The organism is Streptomyces sp. TN58, assembly GCF_001941845.1.
GTDB lineage: Bacteria > Actinomycetota > Actinomycetes > Streptomycetales > Streptomycetaceae > Streptomyces.
The window spans coordinates 1661571-1682363 of record NZ_CP018870.1 but is presented as its reverse complement, the minus strand read 5'-3'; the positions used below and the strand labels follow the sequence as shown (position 1 = coordinate 1682363).

At 72.6% G+C, this 20793-nt stretch carries 19 protein-coding genes; 15 read left to right on the top strand and 4 right to left on the bottom strand.

Annotation, left to right across the window (positions count from 1 at the left end; all coding sequences use genetic code 11):
* Positions 1–144 precede the first annotated feature (144 nt).
* Positions 145–1974 (bottom strand): glycoside hydrolase family 15 protein, encoded by a 1830-nt coding sequence (locus BSL84_RS07660; protein ID WP_030030600.1) that lies wholly within the window; start codon positions 1972–1974, stop codon positions 145–147.
* A 480-nt stretch (positions 1975–2454) separates the two neighbouring features.
* Between BSL84_RS07660 and BSL84_RS07655 the strand changes: the two genes are divergently transcribed.
* The 14 genes from BSL84_RS07655 to BSL84_RS07590 all read left to right on the top strand — a co-directional run bounded on the left by BSL84_RS07655 (position 2455) and on the right by BSL84_RS07590 (position 17694).
* Positions 2455–4089 (top strand): CTP synthase, encoded by a 1635-nt coding sequence (locus BSL84_RS07655; protein ID WP_030030599.1) that lies wholly within the window; start codon positions 2455–2457, stop codon positions 4087–4089.
* 80 nt (positions 4090–4169) lie between these two features.
* Positions 4170–4802: an NUDIX domain-containing protein gene (locus BSL84_RS07650; RefSeq protein WP_075970057.1), complete on the top strand. Its 633-nt coding sequence runs from the start codon at positions 4170–4172 to the stop codon at positions 4800–4802.
* A 143-nt stretch (positions 4803–4945) separates the two neighbouring features.
* The gene (locus BSL84_RS07645) at positions 4946–6922 is read left to right on the top strand and encodes a tetratricopeptide repeat protein (protein ID WP_420711150.1); all 1977 of its coding nucleotides are present in this window, start codon (positions 4946–4948) and stop codon (positions 6920–6922) included.
* 153 nt (positions 6923–7075) lie between these two features.
* The gene (ald, locus tag BSL84_RS07640) at positions 7076–8191 is read left to right on the top strand and encodes an alanine dehydrogenase (RefSeq protein ID WP_030030236.1); all 1116 of its coding nucleotides are present in this window, start codon (positions 7076–7078) and stop codon (positions 8189–8191) included.
* 449 nt (positions 8192–8640) lie between these two features.
* Positions 8641–9678 carry a ParA family protein gene (locus BSL84_RS07635; protein ID WP_234363422.1) on the top strand — a complete coding sequence of 346 codons (1038 nt, stop codon included), beginning with the start codon at positions 8641–8643 and terminating at the stop codon, positions 9676–9678.
* Positions 9663–10202: a hypothetical protein gene (locus BSL84_RS07630; protein ID WP_234308382.1), complete on the top strand. Its 540-nt coding sequence runs from the start codon at positions 9663–9665 to the stop codon at positions 10200–10202. The genes BSL84_RS07635 and BSL84_RS07630 overlap by 16 nt, the downstream gene beginning before the upstream one ends.
* A 254-nt stretch (positions 10203–10456) precedes the next feature.
* The gene (locus tag BSL84_RS07625) at positions 10457–11458 is read left to right on the top strand and encodes a segregation and condensation protein A (protein ID WP_075970055.1); all 1002 of its coding nucleotides are present in this window, start codon (positions 10457–10459) and stop codon (positions 11456–11458) included.
* Positions 11459–11517: 59 nt separating this feature from the next.
* Positions 11518–12129 (top strand): SMC-Scp complex subunit ScpB, encoded by a 612-nt coding sequence (gene scpB / locus BSL84_RS07620; protein ID WP_199838783.1) that lies wholly within the window; start codon positions 11518–11520, stop codon positions 12127–12129.
* On the top strand, positions 12129–13373 hold the full coding sequence (locus tag BSL84_RS07615) for a pseudouridine synthase (RefSeq protein ID WP_045321831.1): 1245 nt from the start codon (positions 12129–12131) through the stop codon (positions 13371–13373). The genes scpB and BSL84_RS07615 overlap by 1 nt, the downstream gene beginning before the upstream one ends.
* A 127-nt stretch (positions 13374–13500) precedes the next feature.
* Positions 13501–14112 (top strand): nicotinamide riboside transporter PnuC, encoded by a 612-nt coding sequence (gene pnuC / locus BSL84_RS07610; RefSeq protein ID WP_045321830.1) that lies wholly within the window; start codon positions 13501–13503, stop codon positions 14110–14112.
* Positions 14109–15188: an AAA family ATPase gene (locus BSL84_RS07605; RefSeq protein ID WP_030029364.1), complete on the top strand. Its 1080-nt coding sequence runs from the start codon at positions 14109–14111 to the stop codon at positions 15186–15188. Before pnuC ends, BSL84_RS07605 begins: the two co-directional genes overlap by 4 nt.
* Positions 15185–15925, top strand: coding sequence for an NUDIX hydrolase (locus BSL84_RS07600; protein WP_030029365.1), 741 nt, complete (start codon positions 15185–15187; stop codon positions 15923–15925). The genes BSL84_RS07605 and BSL84_RS07600 overlap by 4 nt, the downstream gene beginning before the upstream one ends.
* A complete protein-coding gene (locus tag BSL84_RS07595) occupies positions 15922–16932 on the top strand; it encodes an ADP-ribosylglycohydrolase family protein (RefSeq protein WP_030029366.1) in 1011 nt (336 codons plus the stop codon). Before BSL84_RS07600 ends, BSL84_RS07595 begins: the two co-directional genes overlap by 4 nt.
* Positions 16933–16935: 3 nt before the next feature.
* Positions 16936–17694 (top strand): DNA polymerase beta superfamily protein, encoded by a 759-nt coding sequence (locus BSL84_RS07590; RefSeq protein ID WP_045321829.1) that lies wholly within the window; start codon positions 16936–16938, stop codon positions 17692–17694.
* Between the two features lie 23 nt (positions 17695–17717).
* Here BSL84_RS07590 and BSL84_RS07585 read toward each other — a convergent pair whose 3' ends face one another.
* The 3 genes from BSL84_RS07585 to BSL84_RS07575 all read right to left on the bottom strand — a co-directional run bounded on the left by BSL84_RS07585 (position 17718) and on the right by BSL84_RS07575 (position 19391).
* On the bottom strand, positions 17718–18398 hold the full coding sequence (locus tag BSL84_RS07585; protein ID WP_045321828.1) for a DNA polymerase beta superfamily protein: 681 nt from the start codon (positions 18396–18398) through the stop codon (positions 17718–17720).
* A gap of 85 nt (positions 18399–18483) precedes the next feature.
* Complete coding sequence (locus tag BSL84_RS07580; protein WP_045321827.1) at positions 18484–18966, bottom strand: Rieske (2Fe-2S) protein; 483 nt, start codon at positions 18964–18966, stop codon at positions 18484–18486.
* Between the two features lie 83 nt (positions 18967–19049).
* On the bottom strand, positions 19050–19391 hold the full coding sequence (locus BSL84_RS07575) for a DUF952 domain-containing protein (RefSeq protein WP_030029834.1): 342 nt from the start codon (positions 19389–19391) through the stop codon (positions 19050–19052).
* Positions 19392–19542: 151 nt separating this feature from the next.
* On the opposite strand from BSL84_RS07575, the gene BSL84_RS07570 reads away from it, so the two are divergent.
* On the top strand, positions 19543–20631 hold the full coding sequence (locus tag BSL84_RS07570) for a prephenate dehydrogenase (RefSeq protein WP_030029835.1): 1089 nt from the start codon (positions 19543–19545) through the stop codon (positions 20629–20631).
* Positions 20632–20793 lie beyond the last annotated feature (162 nt).

Below are 20793 nucleotides of genomic sequence, written 5' to 3'. Positions count from 1 at the left end.
GGAGGGCGTAAGACCCTTCCAGCCTAGGCCCGGAGGATCACCGGAGCACGGCGAGCAGCGCCGCGCCCCGCCTTCCGGCCGTCCCGCCTTCCGGCCGGGCACCGCGCCACGCCGTCACGCCGCCCCGCCGTCACGCCGGGCGCCTCAGCCGCCGTACGCCCCGCTCGCGGTCAGCCGCAGCGCGGTGTCGATCAGCGGAACGTGGCTGAACGCCTGCGGGAAGTTCCCCACCTGCCGCTGGAGCCGCGGATCCCACTCCTCCGCCAGCAGGCCGAGGTCGTTGCGCAGCGCCAGGAGCCGTTCGAACAGCCGCCGCGCCTCGTCCACCCGGCCGATCATCGCCAGGTCGTCCGCCATCCAGAACGAGCAGGCGAGGAAGGCCCCCTCGTCGCCCTCCAGGCCGTCCACACCGGCCTCGTCGCCCGCCGTCGGGTAGCGCAGGATGAAACCGTCGGGCGTGGACAGCTCGCGCTGGATCGCCTCGATCGTGCCGATGACCCGCTTGTCGTCCGGCGGGAGGAAGCCCATCTGCGGGATCAGCAGCAGGGAGGCGTCCAGTTCCCTCGACCCGTACGACTGGGTGAAGGTGTTGCGCTCCTTGTCGTAGCCCTTCTCGCACACGTCCTGGTGGATCTCGTCGCGCAGTTCCCGCCAGCGCTCCAGCGGTCCGTCCGCGTCCCCGCTCTCGATCAGCTTGATCGTGCGGTCCACGGCCACCCAGGCCATCACCTTGGAGTGCACGAAGTGCCGGCGCGGGCCGCGCACCTCCCAGATGCCCTCGTCCGGCTCGGACCAGTGCGTCTCCAGGTAGCGGATCAGCTTGAGCTGGAGGACGGAGGCGTAGTCGCTGCGGGCCAGGCCGGTCATGTGGCCCAGGTGCAGGGCCTCGGTGACCTCGCCGTACACGTCCAGCTGGAGCTGGCCGGCGGCGCCGTTGCCGACGCGCACCGGGCGGGAGCCCTCGTAGCCGGGCAGCCAGTCCAGCTCGGTCTCGCCGAGCTCCCGCTCGCCCGCGATCCCGTACATGATCTGCAGGTTCTCCGGGTCGCCGGCCACCGCGCGCAGCAGCCACTCGCGCCAGGCGCGGGCCTCCTCGCGGTAGCCCGTGCGCAGCAGCGAGGAGAGGGTGATGGCCGCGTCCCGCAGCCAGGTGTAGCGGTAGTCCCAGTTGCGGACCCCGCCGATCTCCTCGGGCAGGGAGGTGGTCGGCGCGGCGACGATCCCGCCCGTGGGCCCGTAGGTCAGGGCCTTGAGGGTGATCAGCGAGCGGACCACGGCCTCCCGGTAGGGCCCGTGGTACGTGCACTGCTCGACCCACTCGCGCCAGAACTCCGCGGTCGACTCCAGCGCCGCCTCCGCGTCCGGTGCCTCGGGCGCGCCGCGGTGCGAGGGCTGCCAGCTGATGCTGAAGGCGACCCGGTCGCCGGGCCCGACGGTGAAGTCGGAGTACGTCGTCAGGTCCTTGCCGTACGTCTCCGCCTCGGTGTCCAGCCAGACCGAGTCGGGGCCGGCGACGGCGACCGTACGCCCGTCCACCTTGTGCACCCACGGCACGACCCGGCCGTAGCTGAAGCGCATCCGCAGCGTGGAGCGCATGGGGACGCGCCCGCTGACGCCCTCCACGATGCGGATCAGCTGCGGCGCGTGGTGCTCGCGCGGAGGCATGAAGTCGATGACGCGGACGCTGCCCCGGGGCGTGTCCCACTCGGACTCCAGCACCAGCGAGTCGCCGCGGTAGCGGCGGCGGGTGGCACGCGGGGCCTCGGAGCCGGCCGGGAAGACCGGCCCGATCCGCCAGAACCCGTGATCCTCCGTGCCGAGGATGCTCGCGAACACGGCATGGGAGTCGAAGCGGGGCAGGCACAGCCAGTCCACCGCCCCGTCCCGGCAGACCAGTGCTGCGGTCTGCATGTCCCCGATCAGTGCGTAATCCTCGATGCGCCCGGACACGTGCATCTCCAGTCGAACGGCCACGTCCGCCCCGAAGGGCGCTTGCATTGCGCGTATGCGCGGTCTCCTGTGTGCAGGTATCTCCGCGTGAGCCCATGATTCCGTATATCGGCTCGGTTAGGCCGTCCGACGGACTGCCCGGCGGTGATGTGTGCAATATCCGAGCAGGATATGACGGCACCCTAGTGATCTTCTCCAGGCCGCGGGGAATGCCGTTCCGCCGAACGGGTGACCGGCGGGGTTCCGCGCCCCGGCGCACTTCGGCGCTCTGCCGCGAGCCGTGGGCGGGGCGTGGCCGGAGGCGGACCGGCCCGGGCGCTGATAGGCTGGTACCCCGTGGACCGGTGGTCTGCCTGTGCGAATCAGGGGCCCCGAAACCGCAGCTTCGGCGCCCCCTGAGACCCTTCCGGATCGATGGTGGCCGGCGCCGGACGCACCTCACCTCGCGACCACGGGAGCCCCCTCTTGGCGACGCCGCCCGCTGCTTTCCGAAACAGCACAGCCATGACGACCAAGCACATCTTCGTCACCGGAGGTGTCGCTTCCTCCCTCGGCAAGGGCCTGACGGCCTCCAGCCTGGGTGCGCTCCTGAAGGCGCGCGGTCTGCGGGTCACGATGCAGAAGCTCGACCCGTACCTGAACGTCGACCCGGGCACGATGAACCCGTTCCAGCACGGCGAGGTGTTCGTCACCAACGACGGTGCCGAGACCGACCTGGACATCGGCCACTACGAGCGCTTCCTCGACGTCGACCTCGACGGCTCGGCCAACGTCACCACCGGCCAGGTCTACAACACGGTCATCGCCAAGGAGCGGCGCGGCGAGTACCTCGGTGACACCGTGCAGGTCATCCCGCACATCACCAACGAGATCAAGCACCGCATCCGCCGCATGGCGACCGACGACGTCGACGTCGTCATCACCGAGGTCGGCGGCACCGTCGGCGACATCGAGTCCCTGCCCTTCCTGGAGACCGTCCGCCAGGTCCGCCACGAGGTCGGCCGCGACAACGTCTTCGTCGTGCACATCTCGCTGCTGCCCTACATCGGCCCCTCCGGCGAGCTGAAGACCAAGCCGACCCAGCACTCCGTCGCCGCCCTGCGCAACATCGGCATCCAGCCCGACGCCATCGTGCTGCGCGCCGACCGCGACGTCCCCACCTCGATCAAGCGCAAGATCTCCCTGATGTGCGACGTGGACGAGGCGGCCGTGGTCGCGGCCATCGACGCCAAGTCGATCTACGACATCCCCAAGGTCCTGCACACCGAGGGCCTGGACGCCTACGTCGTCCGCAAGCTCGACCTGCCCTTCCGCGACGTCGACTGGACCGTCTGGGAGGACCTGCTGGACCGGGTCCACAACCCCGACCACGAGGTCAAGGTCGCGCTCGTCGGCAAGTACATCGACCTGCCCGACGCCTACCTGTCGGTGACCGAGGCGCTGCGCGCCGGCGGCTTCGCCAACAAGGCCCGCGTCCAGATCAAGTGGGTCACCTCCGACGACTGCAAGACCCCCGCCGGTGCCGCGGCCCAGCTGTCCGACGTGGACGCGGTCTGCGTGCCCGGCGGCTTCGGCGACCGCGGTGTGAACGGCAAGGTCGGCGCGATCACCTACGCCCGCGAGAACAAGATCCCGCTGCTCGGCCTGTGCCTGGGCCTGCAGTGCGTGGTCATCGAGGCCGCGCGCAACCTCGCGGGCATCGAGGACGCCAACTCCACCGAGTTCGACGCCTCCACCGCGCACCCGGTCATCTCGACCATGGAGGAGCAGCTGGCCTTCGTCGAGGGCGCGGGCGACCTGGGCGGCACCATGCGCCTGGGCATGTACCCGGCGAAGCTCGCCGAGGGCTCCATCGTGCGCGAGGTCTACGGCGACCAGGCGTACGTCGACGAGCGCCACCGCCACCGCTACGAGGTCAACAACGCCTACCGCGGCGAGCTGGAGAAGACCGGGCTGCTCTTCTCCGGCACCTCCCCGGACAACAAGCTCGTCGAGTACGTCGAGTACCCGCGCGAGGTCCACCCCTACCTGGTGGCCACCCAGGCCCACCCCGAGCTGCGCTCGCGCCCCACGCGCCCGCACCCGCTCTTCGCCGGCCTGGTCAAGGCGGCCGTGGAGCGGCAGCAGTCCGCGAAGTGAGCGCCTGACGCAATAACGTAGGCGGCCGGGGTACGGAAGATCCGTACCCCGGCTGTCGCGCGTTGTGGAGGCATCGGGGCATGAACATCAAGGACACGTCGGAAACCTGGGAGACCCTGTCGACCCGGAGGCCCTTCGAGGGGGCGAAGACGTCGGTGAACTCCGACGTGGTCCGGATGCCGGACAGTTCGACGGTCCGCCGCGACTACCAGGTGCACCCCGGCTCCGTGTGCGTGCTCGCACTGGACGAGGAGGGGCGGGTGCTGGTCCTCAGCCAGTACCGCCACCCGGTGCGCCGGCGGCTGTGGGAGCTCCCGGCCGGCCTGCTGGACGTCCCCGGCGAGAACCCGCTGCTCGGCGCGCAGCGCGAGCTGTACGAGGAGGCGCACGCCAAGGCCGACGACTGGCGGGTGCTCGCCGACTTCTACGCCTCCCCCGGCGGGTCGGACGAGGCGGTCCGGGTCTTCCTCGCCCGGGGCGTCTCGGAGGCGGACGGCGAGCGGTACGCCGAGACCGGCTCGGAGGAGGCGGACATGGAGGTGGCGTGGGTGCCGCTGGCCGAGCTCGTACGGGGCGTCCTGGCTGGCGAGCTGGGCAACGCGGGCCTGGTGACGGGCGTGCTCGCGCTCTCCGCCGCGCTGGCCTCCGAGGGAGGCGTCGACGCCCTCCGCCCCGCCGCCGCCCCCTGGCCGGCCCGCCCGTACGAGGCGTAGCCGACGGACGCCGCGCCGTCGACACGGCGAAAAAGCCGACCATCCGCTGATCCGATCGGGGGATTTACCCGCCGCGCTCCACACGGGCCGTCGCTCTGCGTGAACTACGCTCGCCATCCGAAGGCAGGGAGAGGAGCGGATCCGTGACGGATTTCGTCGGTCGGCGGCGTGAGCTCAAGGAGCTGCGCGAGGACATCGCGCGGACCGGGCTCGACACCCTCTCGGGCCGCAAGGCCAAGGCCCCCCGGGCACGGGTGCTGCTCGTCGCCGGCCGCCCCGGATCCGGCCGCACCGCCCTCGCCGAGACCTTCGTACGCGAGGTCGCCGACCAGTACCCCGACGGCGTGCTGCGCACCCGGCTCACCGCCCCCGGCGGGCAGACCGTCGCGACCGAGCGGGTCCTGCGCGGCCTGCTGGCGGCACTGGGGCGGCCCACTCCGCCCGGCGCCGGCGAGGACGAGCTCAGCTCCACTCTGCGCACCGCCCTCCAGGACCGGCGGGCGATCGTCCTGATCGACGACGCGGCCGATCCGCACCAGGTCGACGCCCTGCTCCCGGACACGCCCGACTGCCTCGTCGTGGTCACCGCCGAGGGCCCGCTCACGGGCATCCCCGACGTGCGCCCCTGCACCCTCGGCGGGCTGGACACCGTCTCCGCCGTCGGGATGCTCGCCCGCCGCATCGGCGACACCCGCGTCACCACCGACCCGCGGGCCGCCGAAACCCTCGTCGAGGCCTGCGGGGGCCAGCCCGCCGCCCTCGAACTCGTCGGCGGCTGGCTCGCGGCCCGCCCCAAGGCGGCCGTCGCCGACGTGGCCAAGCAGCTCCACGACATGCCCGCCGGGGCCGGAGGGCCGCTCGGCCGTGCCTTCCGGCTCGTCTACGACTCCCTGCCGCAGCCCGCCCAGCGCACCCTGCGCCTGCTGCCCCTGGCACCCGCCGGCCTCGTCGACTCGCACACCGCCTCCGCGCTGGCCGGCTGCTCGGTGGCCGCCGCCCAGTCCACGCTGGACGACTTCGCCGGGCTGGGACTGGTCCGGAACGCCCCCGACGGCCTGTTCCTGCTGCCCGGCTGCCTCGCGCCGATGCTCCAGGCCCTGCTGGAGACGAAGGAGCGCCCCGCCGAGGTCCAGCTGGCCCGCGCCAGGATGCTGGAGCGGACCGTCCGGCTGCTGCACTCCTGCCGGGCCATGGCGGCCGCCGAGGGAGACGAGCTCGACACCGACCTCCAGGAGCTGATGGACGGCCTCCCGCGCGCCCTGCGGTTCCCCGACCGGCGGGCCGCCGCCGTATGGCTGGACTCCCGGCTGCCGGCCCTCTGCGCAGCCGCCTCCCTGGCGGTGGCCGACGGCGACCTGGACACCCTGGCCCGCCGTCTCGTCGCGGCGCTGGTACGGGCCCTCGCGGACCACCGGGGCACCGCGGCGGCCGCCCCCGAGCTCTACGGGCTGCACCGCCTCGTCCTCGACGTGGCCGAGCGCCGCGGCCTGCACCGGGAGCAGGCCGCCGCGCTGCTGAACCTGGCCGACCTCGACGCCGAGACCGGCCGCACCCAGGAGGCCCTGGAGCGCTACCGGGCCGCGCTGGACGCCGGGAGGGCCGCGAACGACCCGTACGCGACCGGGCGCGCGATGGAATCCGTCGGCGGCGCCTACCAGGAGCTGGGGGACTGGCACCGGGCCGCCGACTGGTTCGGCCGGGCGCTCGCGCAGGCCCTCTCGCGGGGGGAGCGGGCGGACGAGGCCCGGCTGTACGGGCGGCTCGGCAACGTCCACACGTACGCGGGCCGGTACGGCGACGCGCTGCGCAGCTGGCGGGCGGCCGCCGCGGGCCACCGGAAACTCGCCGATGTGCCGGGGCAGGCCAAGGCGTTGAGCGAGATGGCACGGGTCCAGGAGTACGCCGGCCGGCCCGAGGAGTCCCTGCACACCTGCCGCGAGGCCGTCGAGCTGGCGCGCAGGGCCGGCGACCAGCGGCTTCAGGCCGCGCTGCAGGTCCGGCTGGCCGACACGCTGGACCGTCTGGGAGACCCGGCGGCCGCGCGACTGCACCGCTCCGCGGCAGACAGATTGCTGGGAGACGACCCCGCAGCCTGCGAAATCCGTAGTGGATCCGACTGAGATTATTCGTTTGCAAGGCTAGACAGCGACTCATCCTTCATTAAACTGGGTTCACCACGTCATCCTGTGGTGCATCCCGTTGCGCACTCTTGTGGGCGGGTATGTATGGAAGTGCCCCGTTATTTCCCCCTGAGTCAAGGACCGTGATCGACGATGAAGGTCGGCATCCCCCGCGAGGTCAAGAACAACGAGTTCCGGGTCGCCATCACGCCCGCCGGCGTGCATGAGCTGGTCCGCAACGGCCACCAGGTCTTCATCGAGCAGAACGCCGGCGTCGGCTCCTCGATCACGGACGCCGAGTACGTCGCGGCCGGTGCCGAGATCCTCGGCACCGCCGACGAGGTCTGGGCCACCGCCGACCTGCTGCTCAAGGTCAAGGAGCCGATCGCGGAGGAGTACCACCGCCTGCGCAAGGACCAGACCCTCTTCACCTACCTGCACCTGGCGGCCTCCCGCGAGTGCACGGACGCCCTGCTGGAGTCCGGCACCACCGCCATCGCGTACGAGACGGTCGAGCTCGCCAACCGCGCGCTCCCGCTGCTCGCCCCGATGTCCGAGGTCGCGGGCCGCCTGGCCCCGCAGGTCGGCGCCTACCACCTGATGCGCTCGGCCGGCGGCCGCGGCGTCCTCCCGGGCGGTGTCCCCGGCACCCACGCCGGCGAGTGCGTCGTCATCGGCGGCGGCGTCTCCGGCTGGAACGCCGCGCAGATCGCCATCGGCATGGGCTTCCACGTGACCCTGCTCGACAAGGACATCAACAAGCTCCGCGAGGCCGACAAGGTCTTCGGCACGAAGATCAAGACGATCGTCTCCAACGCCTACGAGCTGGAGAAGGCCGTCGTCGAGGCCGACCTCGTCATCGGCGCCGTTCTGATCCCGGGTGCGAAGGCCCCGAAGCTGGTCACCAACGAGCTCGTCGCCAAGATGAAGCCCGGAAGTGTACTTGTCGACATCGCCATCGACCAGGGCGGCTGCTTCGAGGACTCCCGTCCGACCACCCACGCCGAGCCGACCTTCCGGGTCCACGACTCGGTCTTCTACTGCGTCGCCAACATGCCGGGCGCGGTGCCGAACACCTCCACCTACGCCCTGACCAACGCCACGCTGCCCTACATCGTGCAGCTCGCGAACCTCGGCTGGGCCGAGGCGCTGCGCCGTGACCCCGCGCTCGCGCTGGGCCTCAACACCCATGACGGCCAGGTCGTTTACGGTCCTGTCGCGGAGGCCCACGGCCTGCAGACCCTTGAGCTGAGCACGCTGCTCGGCTGACACGTCAACGACTGACGTCAATCTCACGTATCCGGCCGGACCTTGCCCGCAAGGTCCGGCCGGACGCGTATGCGCAGAGCCCCGAGATCCCGCTCAACTCGCCTCGAACGTAACCCTTTAACCCTTTCGCGCACCCGCGAAACTTCGCAGCGACAGCTCGGACGCCCTTGACAGAGTGGTGTTCGGTTGCCGACACATCGTGCCGGGTCCGGCGGATTGTGTTGCCGCTGGGTGGTGACACGCCATAGAGTCGCCAACCGTCGGCATGGTGCCACGCTGACCTATCGATAAGTGTCCTGGTCACGTCCGAGGAGGTAAGACGACTTGTGAATAAGTCGACATTTACTCCTGGGGGTGGTGGAGCTGGAGTCCCTGAGCGGGGCCAGAGTCCTGCCGGGCTCGAAGCAGTCGGCTCCGTCGCAGTACGCACCTTCGCAAACCACCAGCACATGACGACGCCCCAAAAGAGCATGGACGGCCTAGACGTGAACTCCAGGGCCGGCGACCTGAGCGGCGACAAGCCCACGGGATTCGCCGACTACGACAATGTGCCCGAGGGGCACTTCTACGACCCCGACGCGGAGTACGAACCGGACCCCGAGTACGCGGCCACCCTCGCCCCCGACGCTGCACGCCAGCGCCGTGAGCGGATCGGCCCGACCGGACGCCCCCTCCCGTACTTCCCGATCCCGGGTCCGCTGACCGACCACGGTCCGGCGAAGATCATCGCGATGTGCAACCAGAAGGGCGGCGTGGGCAAGACCACGTCGACCATCAACCTGGGTGCCGCGCTCGCCGAGTACGGGCGCCGCGTGCTGCTCGTCGACTTCGACCCGCAGGGCGCGCTGTCCGTGGGCCTCGGCGTGAACCCGATGGAACTCGACCTGACGGTCTACAACCTGCTCATGGAGCGGGGCATGTCGGCCGACGAGGTGCTGCTCAAGACGGCGGTCCCCAACATGGACCTGCTGCCGAGCAACATCGACCTGTCCGCTGCGGAAGTGCAGTTGGTCAGCGAGGTCGCCCGCGAGTCCACCCTCCAGCGGGCCCTGAAGCCCCTGATGGCCGACTACGACTACATCGTGATCGACTGTCAGCCCTCGCTCGGTCTGCTGACCGTGAACGCCCTGACGGCGGCTCACAAGGTCATCGTCCCGCTGGAGTGCGAGTTCTTCGCGCTGCGCGGCGTGGCGCTGCTGACCGAGACCATCGAGAAGGTGCAGGAGCGGCTCAACCCCGAGCTGGAGCTCGACGGGATCCTCGCCACCATGTACGACTCCCGCACGGTGCACAGCCGCGAGGTGCTGGCGCGCGTCGTCGAGGCCTTCGACGACCACGTCTACCACACGGTCATCGGCCGGACGGTGCGCTTCCCGGAGACCACGGTCGCCGGCGAGCCGATCACGACGTACGCCTCCAACTCCGTCGGCGCCGCCGCCTACCGCCAGCTCGCCAGGGAGGTGCTCGCCCGGTGTCACGCCGAGTGAGTCTGCCCGGAGCCGACGAACTGTTCCGTACGACCGGTGGGATGGCGCTCCAGGCGTCCTCGCCGCGCCGCGGGGCCGAGGAGGCGCCCGCCGCGGATCACTCGGCCGCTCCGGCCGGGGGCACGGCGGCTGGGGGCCGCAGCCGGGAGGCTGAGGCCGGTACGGAAGCGGGCGGGCCCGTCGTGGGGCAGCCGCGGCGGCCGCAGGAAGGTTCTGCCAACCCGGTTGGGCCGGCCGCCGGGGCGGCTGCCGCCCCGGCCGGGGCGACCCGGCGGGGCAGGGGCCAGGGCCGCGGCGCGAACCGGCGGCCCAGCGGCCGCGAACGCCACGACGAGAAGATCACGGTCTACGTCTCCGCCGAGGAGCTGATGGACCTGGAGCACGCGCGGCTCGTGCTGCGCGGCGAACACGGCCTGGCCGTCGACCGCGGCCGCATCGTCCGCGAGGCGGTGGCGGTCGTCCTCGCCGACCTTGAGTCCCGCGGCGACGCCAGCATCCTGGTGCGCCGCCTCCGCGGCCGCTGACCTTCGCCTGCGGCGGGCCCTGCCGTACCGGAGCTCGCGCCGGGCAGATTCAGCCTCGCCGGCGTTTGCGGCGCGGGGTCCGGGGGCGGAGCCCCGGGAAACCCGGCTCCGCCGGGCACCGGGCTCAGCCCGGAACCGCCCTCAAACGCCGGCGAGGCTGCACGGCTCGGCTTGGCGGGAAGGGGAATCGTTCGGCCAGGGCCTAGGCTTCCCGTGTCCGACCTGCCGTTCTTTCCGTACCCACCTGGACCGCCATGCCCGCCGAAGACCACGCCTCCCGCCCGGCCCGCCGGAGTCTGGGGCGCGGGCCGGGCCAGGGCCCGGTGTCCGATACGGGCCCGGCCGGGAACCCGGATGCTGCCGAGGCCGAGGTCCCCGCCACCGGGTCGGCCGGCTCCGCGCCGGGCGGGCCCGGGGGAGATGCCCAGACGGAGGACGGCACGGCGGCTCCCGCCGGGGCCGAGGGCCGGTTCACGTTGCGGCTCGACAACTTCGAGGGGCCATTCGACCTACTGCTCCAGCTGATCTCACGGCACAAGCTCGACGTCACCGAGGTCGCGCTGTCCAGGGTCACCGACGAGTTCATGGCGTACATCCGGGCCATGGGCCCCGACTGGGACCTCGACCAGACCACCGAGTTCCTCGTCGTCGCCGCGACCCTGCTCGACCTGAAGGCCGCCCGGCTGCTGCCGGCCGCCGAGGTCGAGGACGAGGCCGACCTCGCCCTCCTGGAGGCCCGCGACCTGCTGTTCGCGCGCCTGCTCCAGTACCGCGCGTACAAGCAGATCGCGGACATCTTCGAGCGCCGCGCCGAGAGCGAGGGCAGGCGCTACCCCCGGACGGTGGGGCTGGAGCCGCACCACGCGGACCTCCTGCCCGACGTCGTCATCTCCATCGGCGCCGAGGGGTTCGCCCGGCTCGCCGTGAAGGCCATGCAGCCCAAGGCCAAGCCCCAGGTGTACGTGGACCACATCCACGCGCCCCTCGTCAGCGTGCGCGAGCAGGCGGGACTCGTGGTGCGGATGCTGAAGGCGCGCGGGGAGGCCACCTTCCAGGAGCTCACCGAGGACACCACGGACACCCTCACCGTCGTGGCGCGCTTCCTGGCCCTCCTGGAGCTCTACCGGGAGAAGGCGGTCGTCCTCGACCAGGAGGAGGCCCTGCGGACCCTCACGGTGCGCTGGAGCGGCGGGGACGGCGACGGCATGCCGACGGTGACCGACGAGTTCGACCAGATCGTGGAGGCGAAGGATTGAGCAGCGACCGCAGCGACCGCAGCGACCGCAGCGACCGCGGCGACGGCAACGCCAGCGCGGTGGCCGCGCTGGCACTGAAGCCCGCCCTGGAGGCCGTCCTCATGGTCGTCGACGAGCCCGCGACCGAGGAGCACCTGGCCAAGGTGCTGGAGCGCACCCCGCGCGAGGTCGCGGACGCGCTGCGGGAGCTCGCCGACGAGTACACGGCCGCACGCAGGGGCTTCGAGCTGCGGGTCGTCGCGGGCGGCTGGCGGTTCTACACCCGGGCGGAGTACGCCCCGGCCGTGGAGGGCTTCGTCCTGGACGGCCGGCAGGCCCGGCTCACACAGGCGGCGCTGGAGACCCTGGCGGTCGTCGCGTACCGCCAGCCGGTGAGCCGGTCGCGGGTCTCCGCCGTGCGCGGAGTCAACTGCGACGGGGTCATGCGGACCCTGCTCCAGCGCGGTCTGGTGGAGGAGGCGGGGACGGAACCCGAAACAGGTGCGATCCTGTACAGGACGACGAACTACTTTCTGGAGCGGATGGGCCTGCGCGGCCTGGACGAGCTCCCGGAGCTCGCGCCCTTCCTCCCCGAGGCGGACGCGATCGAAGCCGAGACGCAAGAAGGTGTGCCGTCGTTCGATCCGGACGCACCGGACACCGATGAAGACGACAAGACGACGGAACTTTGATGCGAAGCAGCGGCAACGGCAACGGTGGCAACAGGAACAGCGGCGGCGGTGGCGGCGGGCGCGGTAGCGCCCGTGGCGGCGGCCAGGGTGGCGGCGGTGGCTACCGCGGAGGCTCCGGCAGCGGCGGCTACCGGGGTGGCTCCGGCGGCGGTTCCGGCAGCGGCGGCTACCGCGGCGGTCAGGGCGGGCAGGGCGGTCAGGGCGGCTCACGCGACCGTGACCGTGACCAGGCGCCCCAGCGTCCCCGCAACCCCCGTCCGGAGGAGCGCCGCTACGACGTGGGCCCCGAGGGCGAGCGCACCCGGGGCGCCCGCGGCGCCGCCGCGCGCGGCGGCGCGAAGGGCGGCCCCAAGGCTTCCAGGACCCCCGGCATCGGCGGCGCCGGCGGCCCGCGCCGCGGCCCGGGCAGCCGCAGCGGCCAGTCCCGTCCGCGCGAGCTCGACGCGCGCATCGAGGAGCGCGTGCGCGACCGGTACGCCGACAAGCCCGTGATCCGGACCCCGAAGACCTTCCCCGGCGCCGAGCAGGAGGGCGAGCGCCTGCAGAAGGTCCTCGCCCGTGCCGGCATGGGCTCGCGCCGCGCCTGTGAGGAGCTCATCGAGCAGGCCCGCGTCGAGGTCAACGGCGAGATCGTCACCGAGCAGGGCAAGCGCGTCCAGCCGAAGGACGAGATCAAGGTGGACGGCCTGACCGTCGCCACCCAGTCGTACCTGTTCTTCGCGCTGAACAAGCCCGCCGGTGTCGTGTCCACCATGGAGGACCCGGACGGCCGCCAGTGCCTCGGCGACTACGTCACCAACCGTGAGACGCGCCTGTTCCACGTCGGCCGGCTGGACACCGAGACCGAGGGCATCATCCTGCTCACCAACCACGGCGAGCTGGCCCACCGCCTCACGCACCCGAAGTACGGCGTGAAGAAGACCTACGTCGCCGCCATCACCGGCTCGCTGCCGCGTGACATCGGCAAGCGCCTCAAGGACGGCATCGAGCTGGAGGACGGCTGGGCGCGCGCCGACAACTTCCGCGTCCTGGACCAGGTCGGCAAGAACTACATGGTCGAGGTGACCCTCCACGAGGGCCGCAAGCACATCGTCCGCCGCATGCTGTCGGAGGCGGGCTTCCCCGTCGACAAGCTCGTGCGGACCTCCTTCGGCCCCATCGAGCTGGGCGACCAGAAGTCCGGCTGGCTGCGCCGCCTGACCAACACCGAGGTCGGCATGCTGATGCGCGAGGTCGGCCTGTAGGACCGGCCGGCAGGACCGCTCCACGAGGAAAGCCCGCAGTGCCCCCGGCGCTGCGGGCTTTTCCCTTGCCCCGACCCGGCACCCCTGTTTATAGTCACAGTGACTATTAAAGGGAGTGGGGCTCGGCATGAACTGGACTCTGAGCTGGACCGAGGTGCTCGGCTTCGCCACAGGCGCCCTGTGCGTCTGGCTGGTGGCCCGTCAGCACATCGCCAACTGGCCGATCGGCATCGCCAACAACGTCTTCTTCATCGTCCTCTTCGCCCAGGCCGGCCTCTACGCCGACGCCGGGCTCCAGATCGTCTTCATCGCCCTGGCCGCGTACGGCTGGTGGTCCTGGACCCACGGGGGTGGACCGGGAACCGCCGAAACCCTGCCGGTGCGGCACACCACGCGCACCGAATGGGCCTGGCTGGCCGCGGCCGGGGCGGTGGCGACGCTCGGCCTGACCCTGCTCCTCGCCCGGGCCACCGACTCCACCGTCCCCTTCTGGGACGCCGTCACGACCGTGCTCTCCCTCGCGGCCACCTACGGCCAGTGCCGCAAGCTCGTCGAGTCCTGGTGGCTGTGGATCGCCGCCGACCTCGTCTACATCCCCCTGTACGTCCACAAGGGGCTCCACCTCACCGCCCTGCTCTACATCGGCTTCCTGGGGCTGTGCGTCGCAGGGCTGCTGGGCTGGCGGCGGACGCTCACCGAGCGCACCGCCCCCGCGGCGGCCGCGGGGGTGACGGCATGAGGCGCTTCGGCCACGGCCTGGTCCTCGGCAAGTTCTACCCGCCGCACGCCGGCCACCACCACCTCGTCCGTACCGCCCAGGACCGCTGCGAGCGGCTGACCGTACTGGTCTGCGCGGCCTCCGTGGAGTCGGTGCCGCTCGCCGACCGCGTCGCCTGGATGCGCGAGGCCCACCCGGACGCCGACGTCGTCGGAGCCGTCGACGACATCCCCGTCGACCTGCACGACCCGGCGGTCTGGGAGGCCCACATGGCGATCTTCCGGGCCGCGGTCGGCCGGCCCGTGGACGCCGTCTTCACCTCCGAGGAGTACGGGGCCGAACTCGCCCGCAGGTTCGGCGCCGAAGAGGTCTGCGTGGACCCCGCCCGGACCCTCTTCCCGGTGTCCGGGACGGCCGTCCGCGCCGACCCCGCCGCCTGCTGGGACTTCCTGGGACCCGCCGTACGGGCCCGCCTGGCACGCCGCGTCGTCGTACTCGGCGCCGAGTCCACCGGGACGACGACACTGTCGCGGGACCTGGCGGCACACCTCCGGGCGCGCGGCGGGGTCTGGGCCGCGACCGGCTGGGTCGCCGAGTACGGACGCCGCTACAGCGAGGACAAGCTCGCGGCGGCCAGGGCCTCGGACCCGGCTGCCACGTGGGCGGACGTCTCCTTCACCTCCGAGGAGTTCCCCCTGATCGCCCGCCGCCAGGACGAGCAGGAGGAGCAGGCGGCCCGCCAGGGCTCCCCGGTGCTGGTCTGCGACACCGACTCCTTCGCCACCGGCATCTGGCACGAGCGGTACATGGGCGGCCGCAACGCCGACGTCGAGCGGATCGCCGCCCGCACGCACCGGGACCTCTACCTGCTCACCGAGGACGCCGACGTGCCCTTCGAGGACGACGGGCTGCGCGACGGACCCGAGCTCAGACCCTGGATGACCCGGCGGTTCCGCGAGGAGCTGGAGGCCACCGGCCGCCGCTTCCTCTCCCTGCGCGGCAGCCGGCGGGAGCGGCTGGCCACGGCCGTCGCGGCCGTCGACGAACTGCTCGCCGAGGGCTGGCGCTTCGCCGACCCGCTCCCGGAGAACCGATGAGCTCCGCGCCGGAGCCGGGCTATGACCCGTACGCCTTCGAGCCGTTCGCGGTGACCGTCGACCTCGCCGTGTTCACCGTGCGCGGCGGCGCCCTGCACGTCCTGCTGATCCGGCGCGGCCAGGAGCCGTACGCGGGCGCCTGGGCGCTGCCCGGCGGGTTCGTGCTGCCCAGGGAGTCCGCCGAGACGGCCGCCCGGCGGGAACTGGCCGAGGAGACCGGCCTGCCGCAGCAGGTCGTGGCCGACCTGCACCTGGAGCAGCTGCGCACCTACAGCGAGCCCGACCGCGATCCCCGGATGCGGGTCGTCTCGGTGGCGTTCACCGCCCTCGTCCCGGACCTTCCCGAGCCGGCGGCCGAAGGCGGCGGGGACGCGGCGCAGGCCCGCTGGCTGCCCCTGGGCGAGGCGCCGGACCTGGCCTTCGACCACGCGGTGATCCTGGCCGACGCGCGGGAACGGGTCCGCTCGAAGCTGGAGTACACCTGCCTCGCCACCGCCTTCTGCCCGCCCGAGTTCACCCTCGGCGAGCTCCTGGCCGTCTACGAGACCGTCTGGGACACCGTGCTCGACCGCCCCAACTTCCGCCGCAAGGTCCTGACGACACCCGGCTTCGTCGAGGCCGTACCGGGCGCCGCCCGGCTCACCGGGGGCCGCGGCAAACCGGCCGCCCTCTACCGGGCCGGCCCGGCCACCGCCCTCCATCCACCTCTGCTCCGACCGGAAGGACCCACCCGATGACGAAGCGAGCCGCGACCGGCGCGCTGACCGGCCTGGCCCTGGGCGACGCCCTGGGCTTCCCGACCGAGTTCAACGACGTGCCCTCGATCCTCGCCAAGACCGGCCCGTGGCGCGAGATGCGCCTGCCCGACCCGGCGATCGTCACCGACGACACCCAGATGACCCTCGCCCTGGCGCGCGGCATACGGACCGCGGCCGACCGCGGCCCGGTGGGCCCGTCGAACCTCACCCGCCCGGTCCGGGAGGAGTTCGTCGACTGGTACCACTCCCCGGAGAACAACCGCGCGCCCGGCAACACCTGCCTGCAGGCCTGCAACCTGCTGAACGACCCGCAGCGCGACTGGCGCGACGCCAGCCGGACCGGCTCCAAGGGCTGTGGGGCGAACATGCGCGTCGCCCCCGTCGGGCTGGTCCCCGGCTGGACCGACGAGGAACGGGCCGGCGCCGCCCAGCTCCAGTCCGCCCTCACCCACGGCCACCCCACCGCGCTCGCCGCCTCCGACCTGACGGCGCGGGCGGTGCACCTGCTGGCCTCCGGCACCGAGGTCACCGGCCTCGTCGGGCGGCTGCGCTCCTACGCCCTGGAGAACCGCACCCGTTACCACGAGCGCTGGCTCGGCGACCTCTGGATGCGGACCGCCTCCGACGCCACGCCGGAGTCCTTCATCGCGCGCGGCTGGGACGAGTGCCTGGAGGTGCTGGACCGGCTCTCGGCCGCCCTGCGCTCCCCGTCCCCGGAGACCGACCCCTGCCTGACCACCGGCGACGGCTGGATCGCCGAGGAGGCACTCGCCACCGCCCTGCAGTGCTTCCTCCTCTTCCCCGGGGAACCCCTCACCGCCCTGCGCCGCGCCGCCTGCACCAGGGGCGACTCCGACTCCATCGCCTGCCTCGCCGGGGCCTTCGCCGGAGCGCACCTCGGAGCGGACGCCTGGCCGCGCGCCTGGGAGGGCCGCATCGAGTACCGGGACGAGCTCCTGGCCTTCGGCACCCTCTGGGACGCGTGAACCGTGCTGGACGCCCTGAGCATCGACCTGACCCCCGTCGTGGCCGAGCAGCCCGACCCGCTGCTCTTCGCCACCGTCTCCGGAGCCCACCTGTACGGCTTCCCCTCGCGGGACTCCGACATCGACCTGCGAGGCGCACACCTGCTGCCGGCGGAGGACCTCCTGGGCCTGCGCGCCCCCGAGGAGACCCGGTCGCGGATGTGGGACCGGGACGGCGTGGAGATGGACCTCGTCACGCACGACCTGCGCAAGTTCGTCCGCCTGATGCTGGGCCGCAACGGCTACGTACTGGAGCAGCTGCTCTCCCCGCTCGTCGTGCACACGACACCCGCGCACGAGGAGCTGGCCGCCCTGGCACCGGGCGTGCTGACGTCCCACCACGCCCACCACTACCGGGGGTTCGCCAACACGCAGTGGCGGCTGTTCGAGAAGGCCGCCGAACTCAAGCCGCTCCTCTACGCCTTCCGGGCGCTGCTCACCGGCATCCACCTGATGCGGTCGGCCGAGGTGCAGGCCCACCTGCCGACCCTGCTGACCGAGGTGCCGCAGGCACCGCCGTACCTCGCCGCCCTGATCGAGGCGAAGGCGGCCGCCGAGCACGGGGGCTACGAGGGCCCGCCCGCCGCCGTGGTACGCGAGGACTTCGAGGCCCTGCACGCGGTGCTGGACGCCGCGCAGGCGGGCACCGCGCTGCCCGAGCACGGGTCCGCGTACGAGGCGCTGGACGCCTTCGTCGTCCGGCGGCGGATCCGGGGCGACTGAGCGGGGACGGGCCTGGACACGGCCTACGCGGCCGAGGCGCGCCGGGTGCGGACGAGGAAGTCCTCCACCCGGGCCCGGTCCGGGTCCTCCGGCAGGGGGGTCCCGGCCAGCGCCCTGTCCGTCTCCTCCACCAGGCCCGCCATCCAGGCGTCGACCTCGTCCCAGGTGAGCTCCCCGCGGCGCACCGAGAGGAGCCGCTCGCGGTGCGGGCCCGCGTCGATGGTCAGAACACCGGTGCGCAGCAGGTCGCGGCAGGAGAGCAGCAGGCGCAGCAGGTGCATGGCGTGCTTCCAGCGAGGCGCGCCGTGGACGCGGACGTCCGCGAGGAGCTTGCCGTGCTGGGAGGCCGCGTACCGGCTGAAGCTGGTGTGGGCGCGGCGCGAGAGGAAGGCCGCGCGCAGCGACAGCAGCTCCGCGCCGACCGGGCCGACCTGCTCCACCAGGGGTGAGTGCAGGCACTCCAGGATGTTCGGGTTGGCGCGCAGGGCGAGTTCGCAGAAGCGCTCCAGCTCCCAGGAGAACTCCTCGTCCCGGGGGCCCTCCACATGCGTGGGGGGCTTGTCGAACCCCCAGAACAGCGGTGTCGGGGCGAGGTAGACGCCGCGCCGGTCGGTGTCGCTGCCCTCCGTGGCCAGCCCGAAGGCCCGGGAGCCCATCACGCACCGGTAGACCGTGTGGTCCCGTACCAGCGTCAGATCGTCCATCCCGGGAGCCTACGCCAGGGAGCACCCGCCCTGCCGGGCCGTTTTCGCAGGCCGGCAGGGCCGTCAGTGGCGTCAGCGGCGCCGCCTAGGCGAGCGTGATGTTGCCGTCCGCCGCGACCGTGATCTTCTTCTCGGCGAGGCCCTTGGTGGCCGGTCCCTTGACGACCGCGCCGTCCGTCACCTTGAACTCGCTGCCGTGGCAGGCGCAGTCGATGGTGCCGTCCGCCACCTTGCTCACCAGACAGCCCTGGTGGGGGCAGACCGCCGTGAAGCAGCGGAAGGAGCCCTTCGTGGGCTGGGTGACGACCAGCTTCTCCTCCTTGAGGACCTTGCCGCCGCCCACGGGCACGTCCGCCGCCTTGGCGATCGACTTCGCGCCATCCGTGCCGCCGTCCGCGCCGCCCGCCGAAGGAGCGGCGCCCGGCGGCGTGACGGCGTTCGGCTCGCCCGACGACGTCTGCCCGCCGTCGCCGCCGCCGCTGCCGCAGGCGGTGAGCGCACCGCCGGCCAGGGCGGCCGCGCCGGCCACCAGTACCTTGCGCCGGACGGTCTGCGTCGGGTCGCTCATCAGTCTCTCCTCGCTGTGCGGCTGGTTCGGCGTGCAGCATCCTGGCCTGCGGCGGGCCTCAGGTGAAGCCTGCCGCGCCCGTTTCACGAGCTCCGTCGCCACGGTGCCAGTGAGGCGGGTGCGCCAGGTGTGCGTACGACCTCCCACACGCGGACGACGGCCTCCCGGTTCAGCGGTCCGAAAACATGTGGGAATCCGACAGCGGAATCACCCTCCCGGCGGACCTCCGCGGTCAGCGCCTCCTCGTCGAGCTCGACCGCGAGCAGGGTGCCCGGCTCGGCGCGGTAGTGCGTGTCGGCGATGCCGAGCGCCGTCTCGCGGTCCGCGGAACAGTGCACGAATCCCTCCGATTCCAGCGAGGGCGGGGCGTACGGCAGGTCGGGCGCGGCGGTCCAGTCGGCGAGCGGGACGATGTGGAAGATCATGCCGATCGTTCTACCGCAGCGGTCCGGGCGGGGCGCGGACCCCGCCCCCGAGATCCGGCCGCCGTCCCACAGGTCGGGCAGCCGGCCCCCGCGGCGTACCGCCTGGCTACCCTGAGTCAGAACCTGTCGTCACGCACCTGTGGAGCGCCCCGTGAGAACCGCCGTCGTCATCGGAACCGGACTGATCGGCACCTCCGCGGCGCTCGCCCTGACAGCCCGCGGGATCACCGTGCACCTCGCCGACCACGACCCCGACCGGGCCCGCACGGCCGCCGCCCTCGGAGCCGGCACCGACGAGCCCCCGCAGGGCCAGGTCGACCTCGCCGTCGTCGCCGTACCCCCGGCCCACGTGGCCGCCACCCTGGCCGACCTGATCGGACGCGGCGCGGCACGCGCCTACGTCGACGTCGCCAGCGTCAAGGGCGGGCCGCGGCGGGAACTGGCCGCGCTCGGCGTCGACACCACCGCCTACGTCGGAACGCACCCGATGGCGGGCAAGGAGCAGTCGGGGCCGCTCGCCGCGACCGCCGACCTCTTCGAGGGCCGCCCCTGGGTGCTCACCCCCAGCCGGGACACCGACCACGAGGTGCTCAACCTCGCGCTGGAACTCGTCGCCCTGTCCCGGGCCGTACCGGTGGTGATGGACGCGGACGCGCACGACCGGGCCGTGGCGCTCGTCTCGCACACCCCGCAGCTCGTCTCCAGCATGGTCGCCGCCCGCCTGGAAGAGGCCGACGAGACGGCCGTCCGGCTGTGCGGGCAGGGCATCCGCGACGTGACCCGGATCGCGGCCTCCGACCCGCGGATGTGGGTGGAGATCCTCTCGGCGAACCCGGGACCGGTCGCCGACGTCCTCGCCGGGATCGCCGCCGACCTGGAGGAGACCGTGGACGCGCTGCGCAGCCTCCAGTCCGCCGACGTCGAAAAGCGGCGCGGCGGAGCCGCCGGCATCGAGGACGTACTGCGCCGCGGGAACGCCGGCCGGGTGCGGGTCCCGGGCAAGCACGGAGCGGCACCCGCGGTCTACGAGACGGTGGCCGTGCTCATCAGCGACCAGCCGGGCGAGCTGGCACGCATCTTCGCGGACGCGGGCCGCGCCGGGGTCAACATCGAGGACGTGCGGATCGAGCACGCCACCGGCCAGCAGGCAGGCCTGGTACAGCTCATGGTGGAGCCGAGGTCCGTGCCCGGGCTCACCGCCGAGCTGCGGGAACGGGGCTGGGCGCTGCGCACCTCCTGAGCGCGGAGGCCGCGGAGCCTGCGAGGTGGCGGTCACGGAGGCCGCGGAGCACGGGCGGGGCCGGGGGGCGCCGGGGATCGGCAGTACACCGCTCCGGGGCCCGGTAACCTTGGAGAGGGGCGCTTTGCCGCGCCCGGACACGTACGCGCAACCAGGAAGGTG